The organism is Vogesella indigofera, from assembly GCF_003633895.1.
Lineage (GTDB): Bacteria > Pseudomonadota > Gammaproteobacteria > Burkholderiales > Chromobacteriaceae > Vogesella > Vogesella indigofera.
Map to the genome: position 1 here is coordinate 1 of NZ_RBID01000018.1, position 18265 is coordinate 18265.

Annotated in this window: 15 protein-coding genes and 3 tRNA genes; 3 read left to right on the forward strand and 15 right to left on the reverse strand. The window is 61.9% G+C overall.

What is annotated here, in order from left to right:
• Window positions 1-285 precede the first annotated feature (285 nt).
• A complete protein-coding gene (gene rnr / locus C8E02_RS14600) occupies window positions 286-2793 on the reverse strand; it encodes a ribonuclease R (RefSeq protein ID WP_120811932.1) in 2508 nt (835 codons plus the stop codon).
• A gap of 85 nt (window positions 2794-2878) precedes the next feature.
• On the opposite strand from rnr, the gene C8E02_RS14605 reads away from it, so the two are divergent.
• From C8E02_RS14605 to C8E02_RS14615, 3 genes are all read left to right on the forward strand, one after another.
• Window positions 2879-2965, forward strand: a tRNA-Leu gene (locus C8E02_RS14605).
• Between the two features lie 49 nt (window positions 2966-3014).
• A tRNA-Leu gene (locus tag C8E02_RS14610) sits at window positions 3015-3101 on the forward strand.
• Window positions 3102-3166: 65 nt separating this feature from the next.
• A tRNA-Leu gene (locus C8E02_RS14615) sits at window positions 3167-3253 on the forward strand.
• A 315-nt stretch (window positions 3254-3568) separates the two neighbouring features.
• On the opposite strand, the gene C8E02_RS14620 is transcribed toward C8E02_RS14615, so the two are convergent.
• The 14 genes from C8E02_RS14620 to rlmN form a co-directional block, all read right to left on the reverse strand.
• On the reverse strand, window positions 3569-4864 hold the full coding sequence (locus C8E02_RS14620) for an adenylosuccinate synthase (RefSeq protein WP_120811934.1): 1296 nt from the start codon (window positions 4862-4864) through the stop codon (window positions 3569-3571).
• A gap of 29 nt (window positions 4865-4893) precedes the next feature.
• Window positions 4894-6045, reverse strand: coding sequence for an ATP phosphoribosyltransferase regulatory subunit (locus C8E02_RS14625; protein WP_047966106.1), 1152 nt, complete (start codon window positions 6043-6045; stop codon window positions 4894-4896).
• A gap of 85 nt (window positions 6046-6130) precedes the next feature.
• A complete protein-coding gene (gene hflC / locus C8E02_RS14630; RefSeq protein ID WP_047966107.1) occupies window positions 6131-7006 on the reverse strand; it encodes a protease modulator HflC in 876 nt (291 codons plus the stop codon).
• A 14-nt stretch (window positions 7007-7020) separates the two neighbouring features.
• The gene (hflK, locus tag C8E02_RS14635; RefSeq protein WP_120811937.1) at window positions 7021-8235 is read right to left on the reverse strand and encodes an FtsH protease activity modulator HflK; all 1215 of its coding nucleotides are present in this window, start codon (window positions 8233-8235) and stop codon (window positions 7021-7023) included.
• Window positions 8222-9358, reverse strand: a complete 1137-nt coding sequence (gene hflX, locus C8E02_RS14640; protein ID WP_047966109.1) for a ribosome rescue GTPase HflX — start codon at window positions 9356-9358, stop codon at window positions 8222-8224. The genes hflK and hflX overlap by 14 nt, the downstream gene beginning before the upstream one ends.
• Window positions 9359-9433: 75 nt before the next feature.
• The gene (hfq, locus tag C8E02_RS14645; RefSeq protein WP_047966110.1) at window positions 9434-9691 is read right to left on the reverse strand and encodes an RNA chaperone Hfq; all 258 of its coding nucleotides are present in this window, start codon (window positions 9689-9691) and stop codon (window positions 9434-9436) included.
• Window positions 9692-9775: 84 nt separating this feature from the next.
• The gene (gene der / locus C8E02_RS14650; RefSeq protein ID WP_047966111.1) at window positions 9776-11140 is read right to left on the reverse strand and encodes a ribosome biogenesis GTPase Der; all 1365 of its coding nucleotides are present in this window, start codon (window positions 11138-11140) and stop codon (window positions 9776-9778) included.
• A 12-nt stretch (window positions 11141-11152) separates the two neighbouring features.
• Window positions 11153-12292, reverse strand: a complete 1140-nt coding sequence (bamB, locus tag C8E02_RS14655; RefSeq protein WP_120811939.1) for an outer membrane protein assembly factor BamB — start codon at window positions 12290-12292, stop codon at window positions 11153-11155.
• Between the two features lie 2 nt (window positions 12293-12294).
• Window positions 12295-12927, reverse strand: a complete 633-nt coding sequence (locus tag C8E02_RS14660; protein WP_120811941.1) for a YfgM family protein — start codon at window positions 12925-12927, stop codon at window positions 12295-12297.
• A 12-nt stretch (window positions 12928-12939) separates the two neighbouring features.
• A complete protein-coding gene (hisS, locus tag C8E02_RS14665; protein WP_120811944.1) occupies window positions 12940-14211 on the reverse strand; it encodes a histidine--tRNA ligase in 1272 nt (423 codons plus the stop codon).
• 54 nt (window positions 14212-14265) lie between these two features.
• Entirely contained in the window at window positions 14266-15540 is a 1275-nt protein-coding gene (gene ispG / locus C8E02_RS14670) for a flavodoxin-dependent (E)-4-hydroxy-3-methylbut-2-enyl-diphosphate synthase (protein WP_120811947.1), read from the reverse strand.
• 7 nt (window positions 15541-15547) lie between these two features.
• Window positions 15548-16387 carry a RodZ domain-containing protein gene (locus tag C8E02_RS14675; RefSeq protein ID WP_120811950.1) on the reverse strand — a complete coding sequence of 280 codons (840 nt, stop codon included), beginning with the start codon at window positions 16385-16387 and terminating at the stop codon, window positions 15548-15550.
• 6 nt (window positions 16388-16393) lie between these two features.
• The gene (pilW, locus tag C8E02_RS14680; protein ID WP_053068059.1) at window positions 16394-17107 is read right to left on the reverse strand and encodes a type IV pilus biogenesis/stability protein PilW; all 714 of its coding nucleotides are present in this window, start codon (window positions 17105-17107) and stop codon (window positions 16394-16396) included.
• Between the two features lie 23 nt (window positions 17108-17130).
• Window positions 17131-18225, reverse strand: coding sequence for a dual-specificity RNA methyltransferase RlmN (gene rlmN, locus C8E02_RS14685; protein WP_047966117.1), 1095 nt, complete (start codon window positions 18223-18225; stop codon window positions 17131-17133).
• Window positions 18226-18265: the final 40 nt, after the last annotated feature.

The window sequence follows — 18265 nt, forward strand, 5'->3', positions numbered from 1 at the left end:
TCGTTTCTCAGAATCTTGACAGTGCAAGTATTTGGCTAAGCCAGACACTTACACCTATCGGTTATTCGTTCTGTTAAAGAGCAGTGCTGCGTCGCGTTTCGTTTGCGGCGTCAGCTGAGGAGGCGAACTATAGCGAAATCCGCCAGCCGCGTCAACACCCGCAAACGGACTTTTTGACACCAAAGCGGCAAGTCCTTGATTCCATAGCCACCCCGCCGCCAAGAAAAATGAAAAAGGTTGGCCGCAATGTTTGCGGCCAACCTTTGCGAGTCAAAACATGGTGAATTACGGAGTGCGACGACGACGTGGAGGGCGCTTTGCCCGCTCGACAACCACCGGCTCCGGAGTCGACTCAATGACTGACGTCGAAACCGGTTCCGGAGTTTCAGCGGGCGGCACCACATCGGCCACCACCGCCTGCGGCGTAACAGCTGGCTTTGCCCTGCGATTGCGTGCCGGCTGGCGACGAGTCGGCGCCGGCGGCTGTGATTCAGTCGGCGCCACCTCTTCCGCAAGCGGGGACACCTCCTCTACCGCCGCCATAACCGCAGGCGGCTTTGCTTTAGAGCGACTGCGCGACGACTTACGCTTGGCTGGCGCTTTTTCCTCTCCAGCAGCCGGCACACTACGGGTTGCCAAAGCAAACTCGACCTGTACCGTCTCCAGATTCGCCCGCACCACTCGCACCTGCACCGCATCGCCCAGCCGGTATTGCAGCCCGCTCTTCTCGCCGACAATGGCTTGCTGCTCTTTCTTGAAGTGGAAGTAGTCCTTGCCCAGCTCGGAAATGTGCAACAGGCCCTCGACATAGAGATCATCCAGCAACACGAACACACCAAAGCCGGTTACCGCACTGATCTTGCCGCTAAACACCTCGCCTACCTTGTCCTGCATATAGTAAGTTTTCAGCCACGCCTGCACTTCGCGACTGGCGTCATCGGCACGGCGCTCCGTCATCGAGCAATGCTCGCCCAGTGCCAACCACTTGCCCGGCTTGTACTTGCCACCGGCCAGCACGGCCTTGATGGCACGATGCACCAGCAAATCGGGATAGCGGCGGATCGGGGAGGTGAAGTGGGTATAGGCGTCGTACGCCAGACCGAAGTGGCCGACATTGTCCGGCGCGTACACCGCCTGCTGCATCGAACGCAGCATCATGGTCTGCACCACCGGCGCATCCGGACGCAAGACAACCCTCTCCGCCAAATCTGCGTAGTCCTTGGGCGTCGGCTTGTCTTCCCCCCCCAGCGCCAGTCCCAGCAGGCGCAGGTAATTGCGCAGATTGAGCAGTTTTTCCGGCGTCGGCCCCTCGTGAATGCGGAACAGGCACTTGTGCCGGTTCTTGAGCAGGATGTCCGCCGCACAAACGTTGGCCGCGAGCATGCACTCCTCGATCAGACGGTGGGCGTCATTACGCGTCACCGGCACGATCTTGTCGATCTTGCCGTGCTCGTTAAACACCATCTGCGTCTCGACACTTTCAAACTCGATGGCACCACGGCGGGTACGCGCGGCCAACAACACTTGGAACAGCTGATGCAGTGTCTGCAATTGCGGCAACAAGGGGCTGTCACTGCCCTTCTGCAGCCAATCCCACACCTGGGTGTAAGTCAGCCGCGCCTTGGAGTTCATCACCGCCGGATAGAAGCGATACCCCTTGATCTTGCCTTTTGCCGAAATCTGCATGTCGGCCACCATGCACAGACGATCGACATTGGCATTCAGCGAACAAATACCATTCGACAGTGCCTCCGGCAGCATCGGAATCACCCGCCGCGGGAAGTACACCGAGGTGCCACGCGCCACGGCATCGCCGTCCAGCGCATCGCCCGGCTGCACGTAGTGGCTGACATCGGCAATCGCCACCACCAGCCGGAAGCCCTTGCCCTGACGCTCGGCAAAAACGGCATCGTCGAAATCGCGCGCCGTTTCACCGTCGATGGTCACCAGCGGCAAGGAGCGCAGGTCAACCCGCGATTTGTCCAGATCCTTCTTGCGCACCTTGGCCGGTGTCGCAGCCGCTTGTGCCAGTGCAGCATCGGAGAACACATGCGGCAGGTCGTGCTTGCGCAGCGCCACCTCGATCTCCATGCCCGGGTCGGCGTAGTTGCCCAGCACTTCGATAACCTTGGCGATTGCCGGGCGATGCTCGTCGGGATAGGAAACGATCTCCAGCATCACCACCTGGCCATGACCGGCGCCACCGTGCCCTTCAGGCTCCAGCAGCAGCTCCTGGCCAATGCGGCGATCCTCGGCCTTGGCTACGCCGACACCATGATCGAAATAGGCGCGGGCGACCAGCGTCGACTGCGCCCGCTCCAGCACCTCGACAATGCGCCCTTCGCGGCGACCGCGGCGATCGGTACCCGCCAGCCGCACCATGACATGGTCGCCATGCATCGCCTTGCGCATCTCGCGCTCGGGCAGATAGATATCCTCGCCGGAGACACCATCCGGCACCGCGAAGCCAAAGCCGTCCTTGTGGCCGCTAACACGGCAAGGCAGCAGATCCAGCTTGTCGGCGACACAGACCTCGCCCTTGCGATTGATCAGCACTTGTCCGGCTCGCTCCATCGCACGCAAGCGGCGCTCGAACAATGGCTGCTCTTCGTCGGTGATTTCCAGTACGGCGGCAAGCTCGCCAAATTGCATCGGCACCCCCTGCTGCGCAAGAATTTGCAAAACAAACTCGCGACTAGGCAAGGGATTGTTATATTGGGACTTTTCCCGCTCCAAGAATGGGTCAGACAGGCGAATAGCCGATTCAGGGGAAGATTTTTTAGTAATAACCATTGACACGTCCAAAAACGTCCTTATAATGCAGGGCTTCATCGCTACCGCTGCAACGCAGTGAAAACGATGATACAGCAAATGCATAGCCCAGGTGGCGGAATTGGTAGACGCACTAGGTTCAGGTCCTAGCGCCCGCAAGGGTGTGGAAGTTCGAGTCTTCTCTTGGGCACCATTCAACTTTAGTTGATTGATGCAATATGTATAGCTGAAAAATCTGGTTGGCCCAGGTGGCGGAATTGGTAGACGCACTAGGTTCAGGTCCTAGCGCCCGCAAGGGTGTGGAAGTTCGAGTCTTCTCTTGGGCACCAACAGAATTAATGCAGCACGTGCAAACGGGCTGTTGCTTGAAGCAGTAGAAGCAGCAAAAGGTTTTGCCCAGGTGGCGGAATTGGTAGACGCACTAGGTTCAGGTCCTAGCGCCCGCAAGGGTGTGGAAGTTCGAGTCTTCTCTTGGGCACCAAAACAAAAACACCGTTGAGATATCTCAACGGTGTTTTTGCGTTTGCACAGCAAAAACTGCAGCAATCCGTATCGCCCTCCCCTCCCGCGCCGGCCAGCCGGTCACGCCCCCACCGCCGTCGTTGGCGCCACGCATCACCCGACAAGCCTTACCCTATCCCCAGCTGGCACGCGGGTAGCCAACCATCACGCAACACTGCAACGTAGCTGCCGCACCCGAGCCCGGCACTGCGGCCAACCTTTGCCAATCGTCACACCGTTTGCCGCAGACGCAAAAAAGCCCGCCGAAGCGGGCTCTTGCATGAAGCATGCAACCTTACAGACCGTAAGGATGACGCAGCACGATGGTCTCTTCGCGATCCGGGCCGGTCGATACGATGTCCACCGGTGCGCCGCACACTTCGGCGATGCGGGTCAGGTAGGCTTGCGCATTGGCAGGCAGATCTTCCCAGCGCTTGGTACCGAAGGTGGACTCGCTCCAACCTGGCAGCGTCTCGTACACCGGCTGGCACTTGGTTACCGCATCGGAGCCGAACGGCAGGATATCAACCTGCTTGCCATCCAGGGTGTAGCCGACACACAGCTTGATCTCTTCCAGGCCGTCCATCACGTCCAGCTTGGTCACACACAAACCGGAAACACCGTTGATCTGGATCGAGCGCTTCAGTGCCGCGGCATCGAACCAGCCACAGCGACGCGGACGACCGGTGACCGAACCGAACTCGTTACCGCGCTTGGCCAGGAAGGCACCGATCTCGTTGTCCTGCTCGGTCGGGAACGGGCCGGAACCGACACGGGTGGTGTAACCCTTCACGATACCCAGCACGTAGTTGAGCATCTGCGGTGCCACACCGGCGCCAGGCGCAGCGGCACCGGCCACACAGTTGGACGAGGTCACGAACGGGTAGGTACCGTGGTCGATGTCCAGCAGCGTGCCTTGCGCGCCTTCGAACAGCAGCGGTACGTCAGCCTGGTTCAGGTCGTACAGCGTGCGCGACACATCGGCCACCATCGGCTTGATGCGCTCGGCCAGCAGCATGGTCTGTTCCAGGATCGCTTCGTAGCTTACCGGCTCGACCTTGAAGTACTCGGTCAGCTGGAAGTTGTAGTAGTCGACGTTTTCCTTCAGCTTGGCGGCAAAGGCTTCGCGATCGAACAGGTCGATCACGCGTAGCGCGCGGCGTGCCACCTTGTCTTCGTAAGCCGGGCCGATGCCGCGACCGGTGGTACCGATCTTGCCGGCACCCTTGGCCGCTTCGCGTGCCAGATCCAGCGCCACGTGGTATGGCAGGATCAACGGGCAGGCTTCGGCGATCTTCAGGCGGCTGGCGACATTGACGCCGGCGGTTTCCAGCTCGTCGATTTCCTTGAGCAGCGCCTCCGGCGACAGCACTACGCCGTTGCCGATGAAGCACTCGACGCCGGCACGCAGAATGCCCGATGGAATCAAGCGCAGCACGGTCTTCTTGCCATTCACAACCAGAGTATGACCAGCGTTGTGACCACCCTGGAAGCGGACAACACCGCGAGCATGGTCTGTCAGCCAGTCAACAATCTTGCCCTTGCCCTCGTCACCCCACTGGGTGCCGATTACGACGACATTCTTGGACATTGGTAAACCTCTTCTCTTCAGAAATCAAATTACTTAAACGGTACAAGCTGCCAGTTTTCACCAGCCTTGACCAGTTCACGATCACAATTCAGGGCGGCAGCAGACTCGCCCAGATAATCCACAATGACCTTCTCGCCGCGCGCACGCAGTTCGGCCACTTTTATTGTCGCTTGCGGCAACAGGTTGGCCGCAAGCTTGATTCCCTTGGCACTTTCGTTCTGCGGCAGGATACGGATCAGGTCGCGCAGGTCGAGACTGAAACCGGTCGCCGGACGGGCACGACCGAAGCGGCGGCCAACGTTGTCGTAACGGCCGCCACGCGCCAGCTCTTCCGCCCAGCCAGGGGCGTAGGCGGCAAACATCAGACCGTTGTGGTAGTGGGTGCCGCGCAATTCGGTGAGGTCAAAGTTGAGCTCGACCTCGCCTTCCAGCGAGTTCGCCACCGCGGCCAACTGCATCAGGCCGAGTTCGACTTCCGGCAGCGACGGCAAGCGGGTACGCGCCTTGTCCAGCACCGCGCGCGATCCATACAGCTCCGGCAGCGCGAGGAAGGCGCTGCGATACGGCTCGGCAACATCGACCAGCAACTCGCGCAGCGTCGACAGATCCTTGGCCTGCAGTACCGAGAACACCTCGGCAGACAGTTCATGACCAAGACCGGCGGCCTGCACCAGACCGCGGAACAGGCCCATATGGCCGACATCCAGGCGCAGACCTTCAACGCCAATCTGGCGCAGCGAGGTCAGCATCAGCCGGATGATTTCCAGGTCGGCCTCGATGCCGGCATAGCCGTACAGTTCCGCCCCCACCTGCAGCGGCTCGCGCGAGCTCATCAGGCCGTCCGGGCGCGAATGCACCACGCTGCCTGCGTAGCACAGCCGGGTCACACCGGTGCGCTGCGACAGCAGATGGGCATCGATACGCGCCACCTGTGGCGTGATGTCGGCACGCAGCCCCAGCTGGCGACCGGAGAAATGGTCATCCAGCTTGAAGGTCTTGATCGCCAGCGCGCCGTCTTCCGGGGTCACCAGTGCATCGTAGTATTCAATCAGCGGCGGCAGGACCAGTTCGTAGCCGGAGGTACGAAACAGCTCAAGCATCGATGCCTTGGCAGACTCAACCTGACGGGCGGTGGCCGGCAGAATGTCCGCAACATATTCGGGTAACAGCCAATTACGCATCTATCTCTACACACAATAAAAGGCGGGATTCGCGATCCCGCCTTGTTGATAAGCTTGCCGTCTATCCCCGGCTCGTTGCCCGCGCTTACTTGGCCGCGGGCTTGGTGCTCTTGAAGTACTTGAAGAACTCGGAGCTCGGATCCAGCACCAGCACATCACTCTTGTTGCGCATCGTCTGCTTGTAGGCATCCATGCTGCGCCAGAAAGCGTAGAACTCCGGATTCTTGCCGTAGGCCTGTGCGTAAATCGCGCCGGCACGGGCATCGCCCTCGCCCTTCATCGTCTGCGCCTTGCGATAGGCCTCGGCCAGCAGCACTTCGCGCTGGCGGTCGGCATCGGCACGGATACGCTCGGCCTCGGCCGCGCCTTCACTGCGCAACTGACTGGCCACGGTGCGACGCTCGGAGTTCATCCGTTCAAAAACCGAAGCACTGATTTTATCCGGAAAGTCGACTCTTTTTAAGCGCACATCCAGAATTTCCATACCAATTTTTTGCGCGTCGAGGTTGGCCTTCTTGCGGACATCCTCCATGACTTGGTCGCGCTGGCCGGATACGACATCGGCAACACTCTTCTGGCCGAATTCGGCTCGCAGGCCATCGTTGATGGTTTGCTTCAGGCGAGCCACTGCGGCCAGCTCGTTGCCGCCGACGCTCTTGTAAAACTGCTCGACATCACGCACGCGCCACTTGACGAAACTGTCCACCAGCACGTTTTTCTTTTCGCGGGTGTTGAACAGCTCCGGTTCTTCCGGATCGATCGTCTGGATGCGGCGATCGTAGTAACGCACGTTCTGTAACACCGGCACCTTGAACTGGATACCAGGCTGCTCGATGACCCGTACCACCTCGCCAAACTGGAACACCATCGCGAACTGGCGCTGGTCTACGGTAAACAGCGACGATGAGGCAATCAGCAACAGAACTGCCACACCGATCAAAGAAGGAAGAAGTCGCTCCATGGGGGCTCCTGTTATTAGTTACGCCCGCGAGTCACATCGCGGCTGGTGGAACCGGACGAAGACGGCGCGACGGGGGCCACCACCGGCGGCACCTCGGCAGGCTGTGTAGCGCTGCCGGACTGGAGCGACGGCGCGGCGACACTGGACTGCTGGATCAGCTTGTCCAGCGGCAGGTACAGCAGGTTGTTGCCACCCTTCTGGTCAACCAGCACCTTGGTGGTATTGCTCATCACCTGTTGCATCATGTCGAAGTACAGGCGGTCACGCATCACCTTCGGCGCCTTGGCGTATTCCGACAGCACGCTGTTGAAACGCGCGGCGTCACCCTCGGCGGTGGCCACCACATTCTGGCGATAGCCCTCGGCCTCTTCCAGCAGGCGCGCGGCCATACCCTTGGCCTTCGGCACCACGTCGTTGGCGTAAGCGACACCGTCGTTACGCAGCTTTTCCTTGTCCTGGCCCGCCTTCACCGCGTCATCGAACGCCGCCAGCACCGGCTCCGGCGGTTGCACGCCGTTGATGTTGACCTTGGCCACGCGCACGCCCAACTTGTAGCGATCCAGAATCGACTGAATGATGCGCTGGGTATCGGCCGCAATCTGGGCACGACCCTCGTTGAGCACAAAATCGACCTTGTTGCGGCCAACCACTTCGCGAATCGCCGTTTCCGTCGCCTGCTTCACCACGTCGCGGGCATCCGCCTCGGTAGCTAGGTTGTTGAACAGGAAGTCGCGCGCGTCCTTGACGTCGTACTGCACCGACAGCTGCACATCGATGATGTTCTGGTCTTCGGTGAGCATCAGCGATTCTTCATTGATGCGGTTCTTGGCACTGCCACGGTAGCCGACCTCGATGCTGCGCACCTCGGTCAGATTGACGATCTCCACCGTTTCAAACGGATACGGTGCGCGCCATTGCAGACCGGAGTCGGTCGTGCGGTTGAAGCTGCCCATGCGCAGCACCACCCCCTGTTCGCGGGCATCGACGATGTAGAAACCGCTCAGCAGCCACAGGCCGGCCAGTGCCGCCAGCACGCCGGCTGCGCCAAAGCGCATGCCGCGTGGCGACTCGCCGCTGCCGTTGCCATTACCAACCGGCGGCTCTTCATCCGGACCACGATTACCCAGCAGGCGCGACAGGCGCTGGTTCAGCTTGCGGAAAATTTCGTCCAGATCCGGCGGGCCATCGTTCGGACGTTTACCACCCCAGTTAGGATCATTCTGTGCCATAGCGGTCTCGATCTTCTATGTTATGGTCATTATTAAAGCCGTGCAGCCGTTCGGCAATCGCCTGCCGCAAGAGTTCCAGCCCTTCGCCGGTCAGCGCCGAAACGCGGACCGCGACCGGCTCGCCATGTTCGCCGCGTTCGATCTGCGGCGGCAAACCGCGCAAGTCGGTCTTGTTCCACACCAGTAACTGGGGTGTACTGCTGGCACCGATCTCGGCCAGCACCTTGTCCACCTCCTCGATCTGGCGATCCTTGTCCGGCGACGCCGAGTCGACCACATGCAGCAGCATGTCGGCCTGGATCGTTTCCTCCAGCGTGGCGCGGAACGCCGCCACCAGCGAGTGCGGCAGGTCGCGGATGAAGCCCACGGTATCGGACAGCACGATGGACAACTCTGGGCTGAGGTACAGCTTGCGGCTGGTGGTATCCAGTGTCGCAAACAGCTGATCCGCAGCATAGGCCTGCGCCTTGGTCATCGCATTGAACAAGGTGGACTTGCCTGCATTGGTATAGCCGACAATCGATACCGACTGCAATCCGGAGCGCTCGCGGCTGCGGCGCTGCGTCTTGCGCTGGCGGGCAACTGCAGCCAGACGATCCTTCAGCATTTTCACGCGCAAGCCGAGCAGGCGGCGGTCGGTTTCCAGCTGCGTCTCGCCCGGTCCGCGCAGGCCGATGCCCCCCTTTTGCCGCTCGAGGTGGGTCCAGCCGCGCACGAGGCGGGTCGACAGGTGGGACAACTGCGCCAGTTCGACCTGCAGCTTGCCTTCATGGCTGCGGGCGCGCTGGGCAAAGATATCCAGAATCAGGGTGACGCGATCGACAACGCGGCACTGCAGCACGCGCTCCAGATTGCGCTCCTGCCCGGGCCCCAGAGCGTGATTGAAGATCACCACGTTGGCCGCCACCGCATTGACCAGGGCGGCGATCTCCTCGACCTTGCCTTTGCCGGCGAACAGCGCGGCATCAGGACGCTGGCGTTTGCCATGGATGGTACCGGCAACGGTGACACCGGCACTGCGCACCAGGTCAACGCATTCCTGTACACCCTCGTCATAGTCGGGCGCACCAAAGTCGAGACAGACCAGTACGGCGATGTCTCCTAGATCCGGGCGATCAAACACGAAAGATCTTTCTGAGGGAGAAAACCGGTCGGCAATCGCTTGCCGGACCGGCATTCAGGCGGAACAGGCAGTGACTCAAGCGTCGGCAGCGTCGGACTTGGCGCCGTGATTGTCATGCGGAATGTTTACCGGGCGCGCTGGCACCACGGTAGAAATGGCATGCTTGTAAACCATCTGGGTTACCGTGTTTTTCAGCAGCACCACATACTGGTCGAACGACTCGATCTGGCCTTGCAACTTGATACCGTTGACGAGGTAGATGGAAACCGGCACATGCTCCTTACGCAGGATATTAAGGAACGGGTCTTGTAGCATTTGCCCTTTAGAGCTCATTTTGTTCTCCGATTTCGTGGAATTGTAATTTCGTTACTAGCAAGCGGCGCTAAGACTCTTTTTAGCATAAAAAAAACCGCCGTACTATTTTCGGCCCTTGTGAACCAGCAAACTCGGCTTGGTGCCTGTTGCTTCCTTCTCAAAGGGGTTGGTATTGGACTTGTATTGTACCCGCAGCGGCGTGCCTTGCAGCTGAAAAGCTTTACGGAACATGTTTTCCAGATAACGGGTGTAGCTGTCCGGAATCTTGCTCAGCGCGTTGCCGTGCACCACGATGATCGGCGGGTTCATGCCGCCCTGGTGGGCGTAGCGCAGCTTCGGACGAATCGGACCGGTCCGCGGTGGCAGCTGGCGCTCGACGGCCAGTTGCAGGATGCGGGTCAGCTTCGGCGTCTGCAGCTTGGTCATGGCCGCGCGGTAGGCGTCGTCGATCGACTTGAACAGGTCGGCAACCCCCTTGCGCTCCAGCGCCGAGATGTAGTGGAACTTGGCGAAATCAAGGAAACCGAGCTTGCGCGCGATCTCGTGCTTGATGGTTTCCTTCTGGTGATTGTCGAGGTTGTCCCACTTGTTCACCGCGACCACCAGCGCCCGGCCGGCCTCCAGCGCAAAACCGGCGATGGTGGCGTCCTGCTCGGAAATATCGAGCTGCGCATCCAGTACCAGCACCGCCACGTTGGCGTCTTCGATCGCCTGCATGGTCTTGATCACCGAGAACTTCTCGATCGCCTCGTCCACCTTGCCGCGACGACGCACGCCGGCGGTGTCGATGATGGTGTACTGGCGGCCTTCGCGCTCGAAATCGATGTAGATACTGTCGCGGGTGGTGCCGGCCTGGTCAAAGGCGATCACGCGATCTTCACCCAGCACAGCATTCACCAGCGTCGACTTGCCGACGTTGGGGCGGCCGATGATGACGAACTTGGGATGGTTGACCTTCGGCTCTTCCTCGGCATCCGGGAAGTGCTCCAGCACCATCTCCATCAGTTCGCGCACGCCGTCACCGTGCGAGGCGGAGATCGACAGCGGCTCGCCCAGCGCCAGCTCGTGGAACTCGGCGGTGGCGACTGCACTGCGCATGCCTTCGGCCTTGTTCACCACCAGGTAAACCGGCTGGTTGCTGCGGCGCAGGCGGTTGGCGATGATCTTGTCCTGCGGCGTGATGCCGGTACGGCCATCCACCAGGAACACGATGGCGTCCGCCTCGTCTACGGCCTGCAGCGTCTGCTTGGCCATCTCGAACAGGATGCCCTCGTCCACCACCGGCTCGAAGCCGCCGGTATCGATCACCAGGTACGGCTTGCTGCCGACACGGCCGTGGCCGTAGTGACGGTCACGGGTAAGACCCGGCTGATCCGCTACCAGCGCATCGCGCGAACGGGTCAGACGGTTGAACAGGGTCGATTTGCCCACATTGGGGCGCCCTACCAGGGCAATAGTCGGTTTCATTCAGCACTGCTTTTAGAGTGTGACCGCCGACAAGGTGCCGTTGGTGTCGAGAACGTAGGCAATATTGCCGAGCACGAGCGGGCGTGCAATGGTTCCTTCCACCTTCAGCTGGCTGCGGCCAACGATTTGTCCATCAACAGGCGAGAGCAAATGTGCATAGCCCTCGCCATCTACTGCCAGTAAGTTATTACCCAGCTTTACCGGGGCGGTCACGTTGCGATAACGCAGTGCGTCCTGTTTCCACAGGTTGCGGCCGGTATCCGGGTCGAACGCCCAGATCGAGCCGTCATCGGCAGTGGAATACACGCCCTTGGCATCCATCGACAGGCCGCGGCTGCTGGCCAGCTCGCGCGCCCACGCCTGCTCGCCGCCACGGGCCTCGAAGCAGCCGATCCGCCCCTGATAGGCCACGGCGCAAACGCGGCGGCCATCAAAAACCGGCTGACTGACCACGTCAGTCACCCGTTCCAGTTCACTGGCGCCACGCGGCGAAGCGACTACCGCCTCCCACAGCATGCGCCCCTGTTCCAGTGCATACACCGCCAGCTTGCCGGAGGCAGAGCCGACCAGCAGCACGTCGTCACCTTCCACCTTCAGCTGCGGCGTGGTCTGTTTGACGGTCAGCGCCGGCAATGGTTGCCATTCGGTCCACAACTGGCGACCGCTCTGGATGTCGAAGGCGCTGATGCGACCGTCGTTGCTGCGCGTCACCACCGCCTTGCCGCCGACCTGCGGCGGCTCGGCCAGCACGCTGGTCAGCGTCTGTTCCCACACGATCTTGCCGGTCTCAAGGTTGGCCGCAATCAGCTTGCCCTGGTCGTTGCCGGCAAAAATCAGCTTGTCGGCGATGGCGACACCGGCGCTGAGCTTCTGTTCGAAGTCGAACCAGCGACTCTGGCTGCCGTTCAGCACGTTGATGGCGCTGACCTTGCCATCACCACCGGCCACCCACAGCAGACCCTGGTCGTAGAACGGCGTGAACAGGCCGCCCTCCGCCGCCGGCACGCTGGCCTGCCACTGCACTTTCAGCGCGCTTTGCTGCGCAAGCGGCTGCAACGGGGTCGGCTCGAAACCGACCGAACCTTCAAACCAGCTGGCGCAGCCGCTCAGCAGCGGCAAAACAAGGGCGGCACAAATGAGACGTCGCTTCATGATCAATTTCCCAGGGAGTCGAGCTTGGTCTGGATAAAGTCGCGCAAAGTTGCATCCGGCGACGCCTTGGCCAGTGCGGCCTTGTAGCTGTCACGGGCACCGGACACATCGCCGCGCGCCACCAGCACATCACCCTTCAGGTCCAGGAACAACGTGTCAAAGCTGGCCGGATGCGCCTGTGCCAGCTCGGCCAGTGCCGCGTCGTACTGCTTTTCGTCGAGCAACACGGTCGCCAGACGCAGGCGGGCAACCGCCTGCAACGATTCGTCCTGCTGGCCGCTGGCCAGCAGCCACTTCAGCTGGGCGCGGGCAAAGGCGAGATCGCCCTTGTCGAAGGCGGCCTTGGCCGCCAGCAGCGCCGCATTGGCGGCATAGGCGGAGCCGGGATGCGCGCTCTGCAGCGCGGCAGCGGTGGCCTTGACCTTGTCGAGCGTGCCGGCCTGCACCTGCTGTTCCAGCTGCGAATAGATGGTGGCCGCCTTGGCGCTTTCCGCCGCGCGGTACATCTGCCAGCCCTTGTAACCCAGATAGGACAGCAACACCGCCAGCACGACTGCGGAAAGCAGCTTGCCCCACTGTGCCCAGAAGGTCTTGATCCAGTCAATCTGTTCCTGTTCCTGCAAATCGAAAGCCATGCATCCCCCTCGTCAAGACTTGAAGCGGGAAACCGCCGCGGCCACGTCGGCCGCGGCAACGGTTTCCTGCGCGGCGTCGGCACGCAATGGCTTGATCACCACCTGTGCCGTCGCCACTTCGTTTTCACCGATGATCAGCGCCACTGCGGCGCCGCTGCCATCGGCCTTTTTCATTTGCGACTTGAAGCTGGCGTCACCCATGTGCTGGATCACGCTCAGGCCGGCCATGCGCAGCGACTGGGCCAGCTGCATGGCGTAGGCGGTGGCGCCCTGCCCCTGGTTGACGATGAACACGTCGACGCTGCGACGTGCCGGCAACAAACCCTTTTCGGCCAGCAACAGCAGCACGCGCTCCATGCCCATGCCAAAACCGATGCCCGGCGCCGGCTTGCCGCCCAGCTGCTCGATCAGGCCGTCGTAGCGACCGCCGGCACACACCGTGCCCTGCGCGCCCAGCTCGGTGGTCACCCACTCGAAGACCGACTGGTTGTAGTAGTCCAGACCGCGCACCAGGCGCGGGTTTTCCACGTAAGAGATGCCCAGCGCGTCGATCAGCGCCTTCCAGCCCTCGTAGTGCGCGCGCGAGGCGTCACCGAGGTAGTCGCTCAGCCGCGGCGCGGCGTTGGCCATCTCCTGCAATGCCGGATTCTTGGTGTCCAGCACCCGCAGCGGGTTGCTGTACATGCGGCGCTTGCCGTCCTCATCCAGAATGGCGACGTGCTGTTCCAGGTAGGCGATCAGCGCCTCGCGATGCGCGGCACGCTCTTCCTTGTTGCCCAGGGTGTTGATTTCCAGCTGCACGCTGTCGGCCAGGCCCAGGCGACGCCACAGCTCGGCGGTCATCGCGATGATCTCGGCGTCGATGTCCGGGCCGTTCATGCCCAGCGCCTCGACACCGATCTGGTGGAACTGGCGGTAGCGACCTTTCTGCGGCCGCTCATGGCGGAACATCGGGCCCATGTACCACAGCTTCTGCGTGGTGTTGTACAGCAGGTTATGCTCGACCACCGCGCGCAGGGTGCCGGCGGTGCCTTCCGGGCGCAGCGTCAGCGAATCGCCGTTCAGGCTGTCGGTGAAGGAGTACATTTCCTTCTCGACGATGTCGGTCACTTCGCCGATGGAGCGCACGAACAGTGGCGTGCTTTCCACGATCGGGGTGCGGATATTCTGGTAGCCGTAGTCTGCCAGCCAGCCGCGTAGCGTGTTTTCAAAATACTCCCACTGGTGCGACTCGGCCGGCAGCACATCATTCATGCCGCGAATCGCTTGCAACTTTTGAGCCATTACGATTGTTCTTCCGAAATTCTCTGGATTCGATTCTAAGGTTGGCCGCAAGCCCTACACGGACTTGATCGGGATGGTGCGCGCCACCACTTCGCGGCGCTTGGCACCACCCTCGCCATAACGGGTCTGCACGTACTGATCGACGATGGCCTTGAACTCGGTGGCGATGTGATCGCCCTTCAGCGTCACGTCCTTGTGACCGTCGACGTATACCGGCGCCACCGGCACTTCGCCGGTGCCAGGCAGGCTGATGCCGATGTCGGCGAGCTTGGACTCGCCCGGGCCGTTGACCACACAGCCCATCACCGCCACCTTCATGTCTTCCACCCCCGGATACTGCAGGCGCCAGATCGGCATCTGCTCGCGCAGGTAGGTCTGGATACTGTCCGCCAGTTCCTGGAAAAAGGTGCTGGTGGTGCGGCCACAGCCGGGACAGGCGGTGACCAGCGGCGTGAACGAGCGCAGGCCCATGGTCTGCAGCAGCTCCTGCGCCACCACCACTTCCTTGGTGCGCGCCTCGCCCGGCTGCGGGGTCAGCGAAATGCGGATGGTATCGCCGATGCCTTCCTGCAGCAGCACCGCCAGCGCCGCGCTGGAGGCGACGATGCCCTTGCTGCCCATGCCGGCCTCGGTCAGGCCCAGGTGCAGCGGAAAATCGCAGCGACTGCCCAGATCGCGATACACGGTGATCAGGTCCTGCACGTTGCTGACCTTGCACGACAGCAGGATGCGGTCGGAAGCCAGCCCCAGCTCCATCGCCTTGTCGGCCGATTCCAGCGCCGACACGATCAGCGCCTCGCGCATCACCACATCCAGCGCCTTGGGGTTGGCCGCATGATTATTGGCGTCCAGCATCCGCGCCAGCAGCGCCTGGTCCAGGCTGCCCCAGTTGACGCCGATGCGCACCGGCTTGTCGTACTCGATGGCAGTGCGAATCATGAACGCGAACTTGTCGTCGCCCTTGGCACCCTTGCCGACGTTGCCGGGGTTGATGCGGTACTTGCCAAGCGCACGCGCGCAGTCAGGGTAGTCTTTCAGCAGACGGTCGCCGTTAAAATGGAAGTCGCCGACCAGCGGCACGTCGCAACCGAGGTCGTCCAGCCGCTGGCGGATTTCCGCCACGCGGGCGGCGGCCTCCGGGCTGTTGACGGTAATGCGCACCACCTCGGAGCCGGCCTGCGCCAGCGCCTGCACCTGCTGCACGGTGGCAGCGGCATCGGCGGTGTCGGTATTGGTCATCGACTGCACCATCACCGGGTGCGCGGAACCCACCATCACGTGGCCAATGGCCACCTGCTGGGTTTGACGGCGTTTGATCGTTGCGTCCATCTGCGTGTTAGTTCAGTTCCAGTTTGGCGGTGGTCCCGCGAATCTTGCTGCCAAGGTCGATTGGCTGACCGTTATAGGCCAGCTCGGCGTTGGCCGCATTGCCGATCACCACGCGGAATGGCGGCCGGCCCTGCAGCTGGCGGCTGTCGTTGGCGGCCAGCGTGGCGTATACCAGTTTCTTGCCGTCGGCATCGGTAATCGACACCCAGGCTTCCTGGCGCACGCGCAATTCGATACGGCCCTGCCCGGCAACCGGCGCGGCGGCACTTGGGGCCGAGGCGGCCACGGCGAGCGGCACCGTCACCGCCGGAGCGGCCGGCTGCGGCGCCGAGGCCGGCACCAGCGGCGGAGTGACCGCCACCACGTCGGAGGTGGTCGGTTGCAAGGCGCTGGCGTCGGGATCGGCCACCGTCGGTACCAGTGCCAGCGGCACCGAAGACTGCACTTCCGGCTCCGCCGCGCCCGGCAGCAGGAACCAGCCGCCGGCGATAACCAGCAGCGCGCCCAGCGACAGAGGCAAGGCCAGCGAGGCCTTGGCCGGCGCTTCGTTGACCGGCACCAGCGCTGCCGGCGGCGTGTCCAGCGGCACACACTGGTCCAGACGCGCCACCAGCGCATCGGCATTCATTTCCATGTAACGGGCATAGCTGCGCACGAAGCCGCGGGCGAAGGTCGCGCCTGGCAGGCTGGCGAAATCACCACGCTCGATGGCATTCAACTGCTTGACCGACAATTTCAGTCGATCGGCGACCTCGCCGATGCTCAGGCCCTTGCCCTCGCGGGCAGCACGCAATTCCTGCCCGATTGCCACGGCAGTGCTGTCTTGTTGTTGGTTATCCGCTTCCATGCTTTTTCAGTTTCCGCTAAGCAACATCTGGGCTTCCCCGGTATCGGGAAAACGCGTTTTCAGATAATCGGCCAGGCGTGTCTCCATCGCCCGATCCTGTTTTAAACGTGCCAGACGAATCCCCATCATCAATTCCGCTGGCGACATACGACGCTCGTCAAACTTCAGGCGTTCGTAATAAAAGGTCGCCAGCGTGACATTTTTATCCAACAAAGACAAGTTCAGCAGTTCGCGCAACGCGGCGCTGTCATTCGGCGCGCGGCGCAGCGCGGCCAGCAGCCACTGGTTGGCCAGCGGGCGCTGGTCCATGCGCACCAGGCAGGCCGCCTTGTTCACCATCGCCGATTGCGGCGACTGGTACAGCGGATCGGCCAGCGCGCGATCGAAACGCGCGATCGCCTCTTCGTAACGACCGCGGCTGCACAGGTACCAGCCGAAATTATTGTTGACCTCGGGGTTGGCCGCATCCAGCTTCAGCGCGCGGTTGAAGGCGGCTTCCGCCTCGGTGTCGACACCCAGCTGCATGTAGATCAGGGCGCGGGCGAGGTAGCCGGCCTGAAAGGTAGGATCAAACTTGATGGACTGATCGGCGTTTTCCAGCGCCACGCGCATGTTGCCGATCTTCATGTACTCGATTGCCAACAGGGCCCGTGTCTGTGCCAGCTCGCGCGGGGTGGCGCCGTCGGCGAATGTCAGCGTACTGGCCAGCAGGGTGGCCAACAGGACGACGACACGGGCTAGCTTCATTGGTCTTTTTCCTCGGCGATGCGTATCCACTTTTCCTGGCGCCGGGTCTTGTCCTGCACCTGGCCGGCCAGCTGGCCGCAGGCGGCGTCGATGTCGTCGCCGCGCGTCTTGCGCACGGTGACGATGAAGCCGGCTTCCTGCAGGATTTCGCGGAAATTGCGGATCGCGTTGTTGCTGGAACGCTCGTAACCGGAATTCGGGAACGGGTTGAACGGAATCAGGTTGAACTTGCACGGTACGTCGCGCACCAGCGCGATCAGCTCCCGCGCATGTTCCGGTCTGTCGTTGACCCCGTCAAGCATCACGTACTCGAAGGTGATGAAGTCGCGCGGCGCCTTCACCAGATAGCGCTGGCAGGCCGCCATCAGCTCTTTCAGCGGGTACTTCTTGTTCAGCGGCACGATCTCGTCGCGGATGCGGTCGTTGGAAGCGTGCAGGCTCACCGCCAGCGCCACCGGACAGGCCTCTTTCAGTCTGTCCATCTGCGGCACCATGCCGGAGGTCGACACCGTCACGCGGCGGCGGCTCAGGCCGTAGCCGTGATCGTCGAGCATGATCTGCAGCGCCGACACCACGTTGTCGAAGTTGGCCAGCGGCTCGCCCATGCCCATCATCACCACGTTGGACACCACGCGCTCGTTCTTCGGCGTCACGCCCATCGCCTTGTTCGCCCACCACAGCTGGCCGATGATCTCGGCGGTGCTGAGGTTGCGGTTGAAGCCCTGACGGCCGGTGGAGCAGAAGGTGCACTCCAGCGCACAGCCGACCTGAGATGATATGCACAAGGTGCCGCGGTCATCCTCGGGGATGAACACGGTTTCGACGCCGTTGCCGGTGCCGACGTCGAGCAGCCACTTGCGGGTACCATCTTCCGATTCCTGCGACACCATCAGATCGGGCACACCGACAATGGCGCAGTCGTGCAGCTTGGCACGCAGGCTCTTGGCGATGTCGGTCATGGCGTCGAAGTCGGCTTCGCCCATCTGGTGCATCCAGCGCATGATCTGCTTGGCGCGGAATGGCTTTTCGCCCATCGCGGCAAAGTGGTCGGTGAGCTGGGGAAGGTTGAAGTCGAGCAGGTTGGTCTTCATGTCAATCTCTGGAAATGGCGGCCGCCACAGGCAGCCGCCG

Bases quoted from the DNA above. Each gene is read 5' to 3' on its own strand.
- C8E02_RS14660 (WP_120811941.1), bottom strand. From the start codon at position 12,927: ATGGCTTTCGATTTGCAGGAACAGGAACAGATTGACTGGATCAAGACC.
- C8E02_RS14675 (WP_120811950.1), bottom strand. From the start codon at position 16,387: ATGGAAGCGGATAACCAACAACAAGACAGCACTGCCGTGGCAATCGGG.
- rlmN (WP_047966117.1), bottom strand. From the start codon at position 18,225: ATGAAGACCAACCTGCTCGACTTCAACCTTCCCCAGCTCACCGACCAC.
- hisS (WP_120811944.1), bottom strand. From the start codon at position 14,211: ATGGCTCAAAAGTTGCAAGCGATTCGCGGCATGAATGATGTGCTGCCG.
- hflK (WP_120811937.1), bottom strand. From the start codon at position 8,235: ATGGCACAGAATGATCCTAACTGGGGTGGTAAACGTCCGAACGATGGC.
- hflC (WP_047966107.1), bottom strand. From the start codon at position 7,006: ATGGAGCGACTTCTTCCTTCTTTGATCGGTGTGGCAGTTCTGTTGCTG.
- C8E02_RS14620 (WP_120811934.1), bottom strand. From the start codon at position 4,864: ATGTCCAAGAATGTCGTCGTAATCGGCACCCAGTGGGGTGACGAGGGC.
- C8E02_RS14625 (WP_047966106.1), bottom strand. From the start codon at position 6,045: ATGCGTAATTGGCTGTTACCCGAATATGTTGCGGACATTCTGCCGGCC.
- bamB (WP_120811939.1), bottom strand. From the start codon at position 12,292: ATGAAGCGACGTCTCATTTGTGCCGCCCTTGTTTTGCCGCTGCTGAGC.
- hfq (WP_047966110.1), bottom strand. From the start codon at position 9,691: ATGAGCTCTAAAGGGCAAATGCTACAAGACCCGTTCCTTAATATCCTG.
- rnr (WP_120811932.1), bottom strand. From the start codon at position 2,793: ATGGTTATTACTAAAAAATCTTCCCCTGAATCGGCTATTCGCCTGTCT.
- der (WP_047966111.1), bottom strand. From the start codon at position 11,140: ATGAAACCGACTATTGCCCTGGTAGGGCGCCCCAATGTGGGCAAATCG.
- ispG (WP_120811947.1), bottom strand. From the start codon at position 15,540: ATGGACGCAACGATCAAACGCCGTCAAACCCAGCAGGTGGCCATTGGC.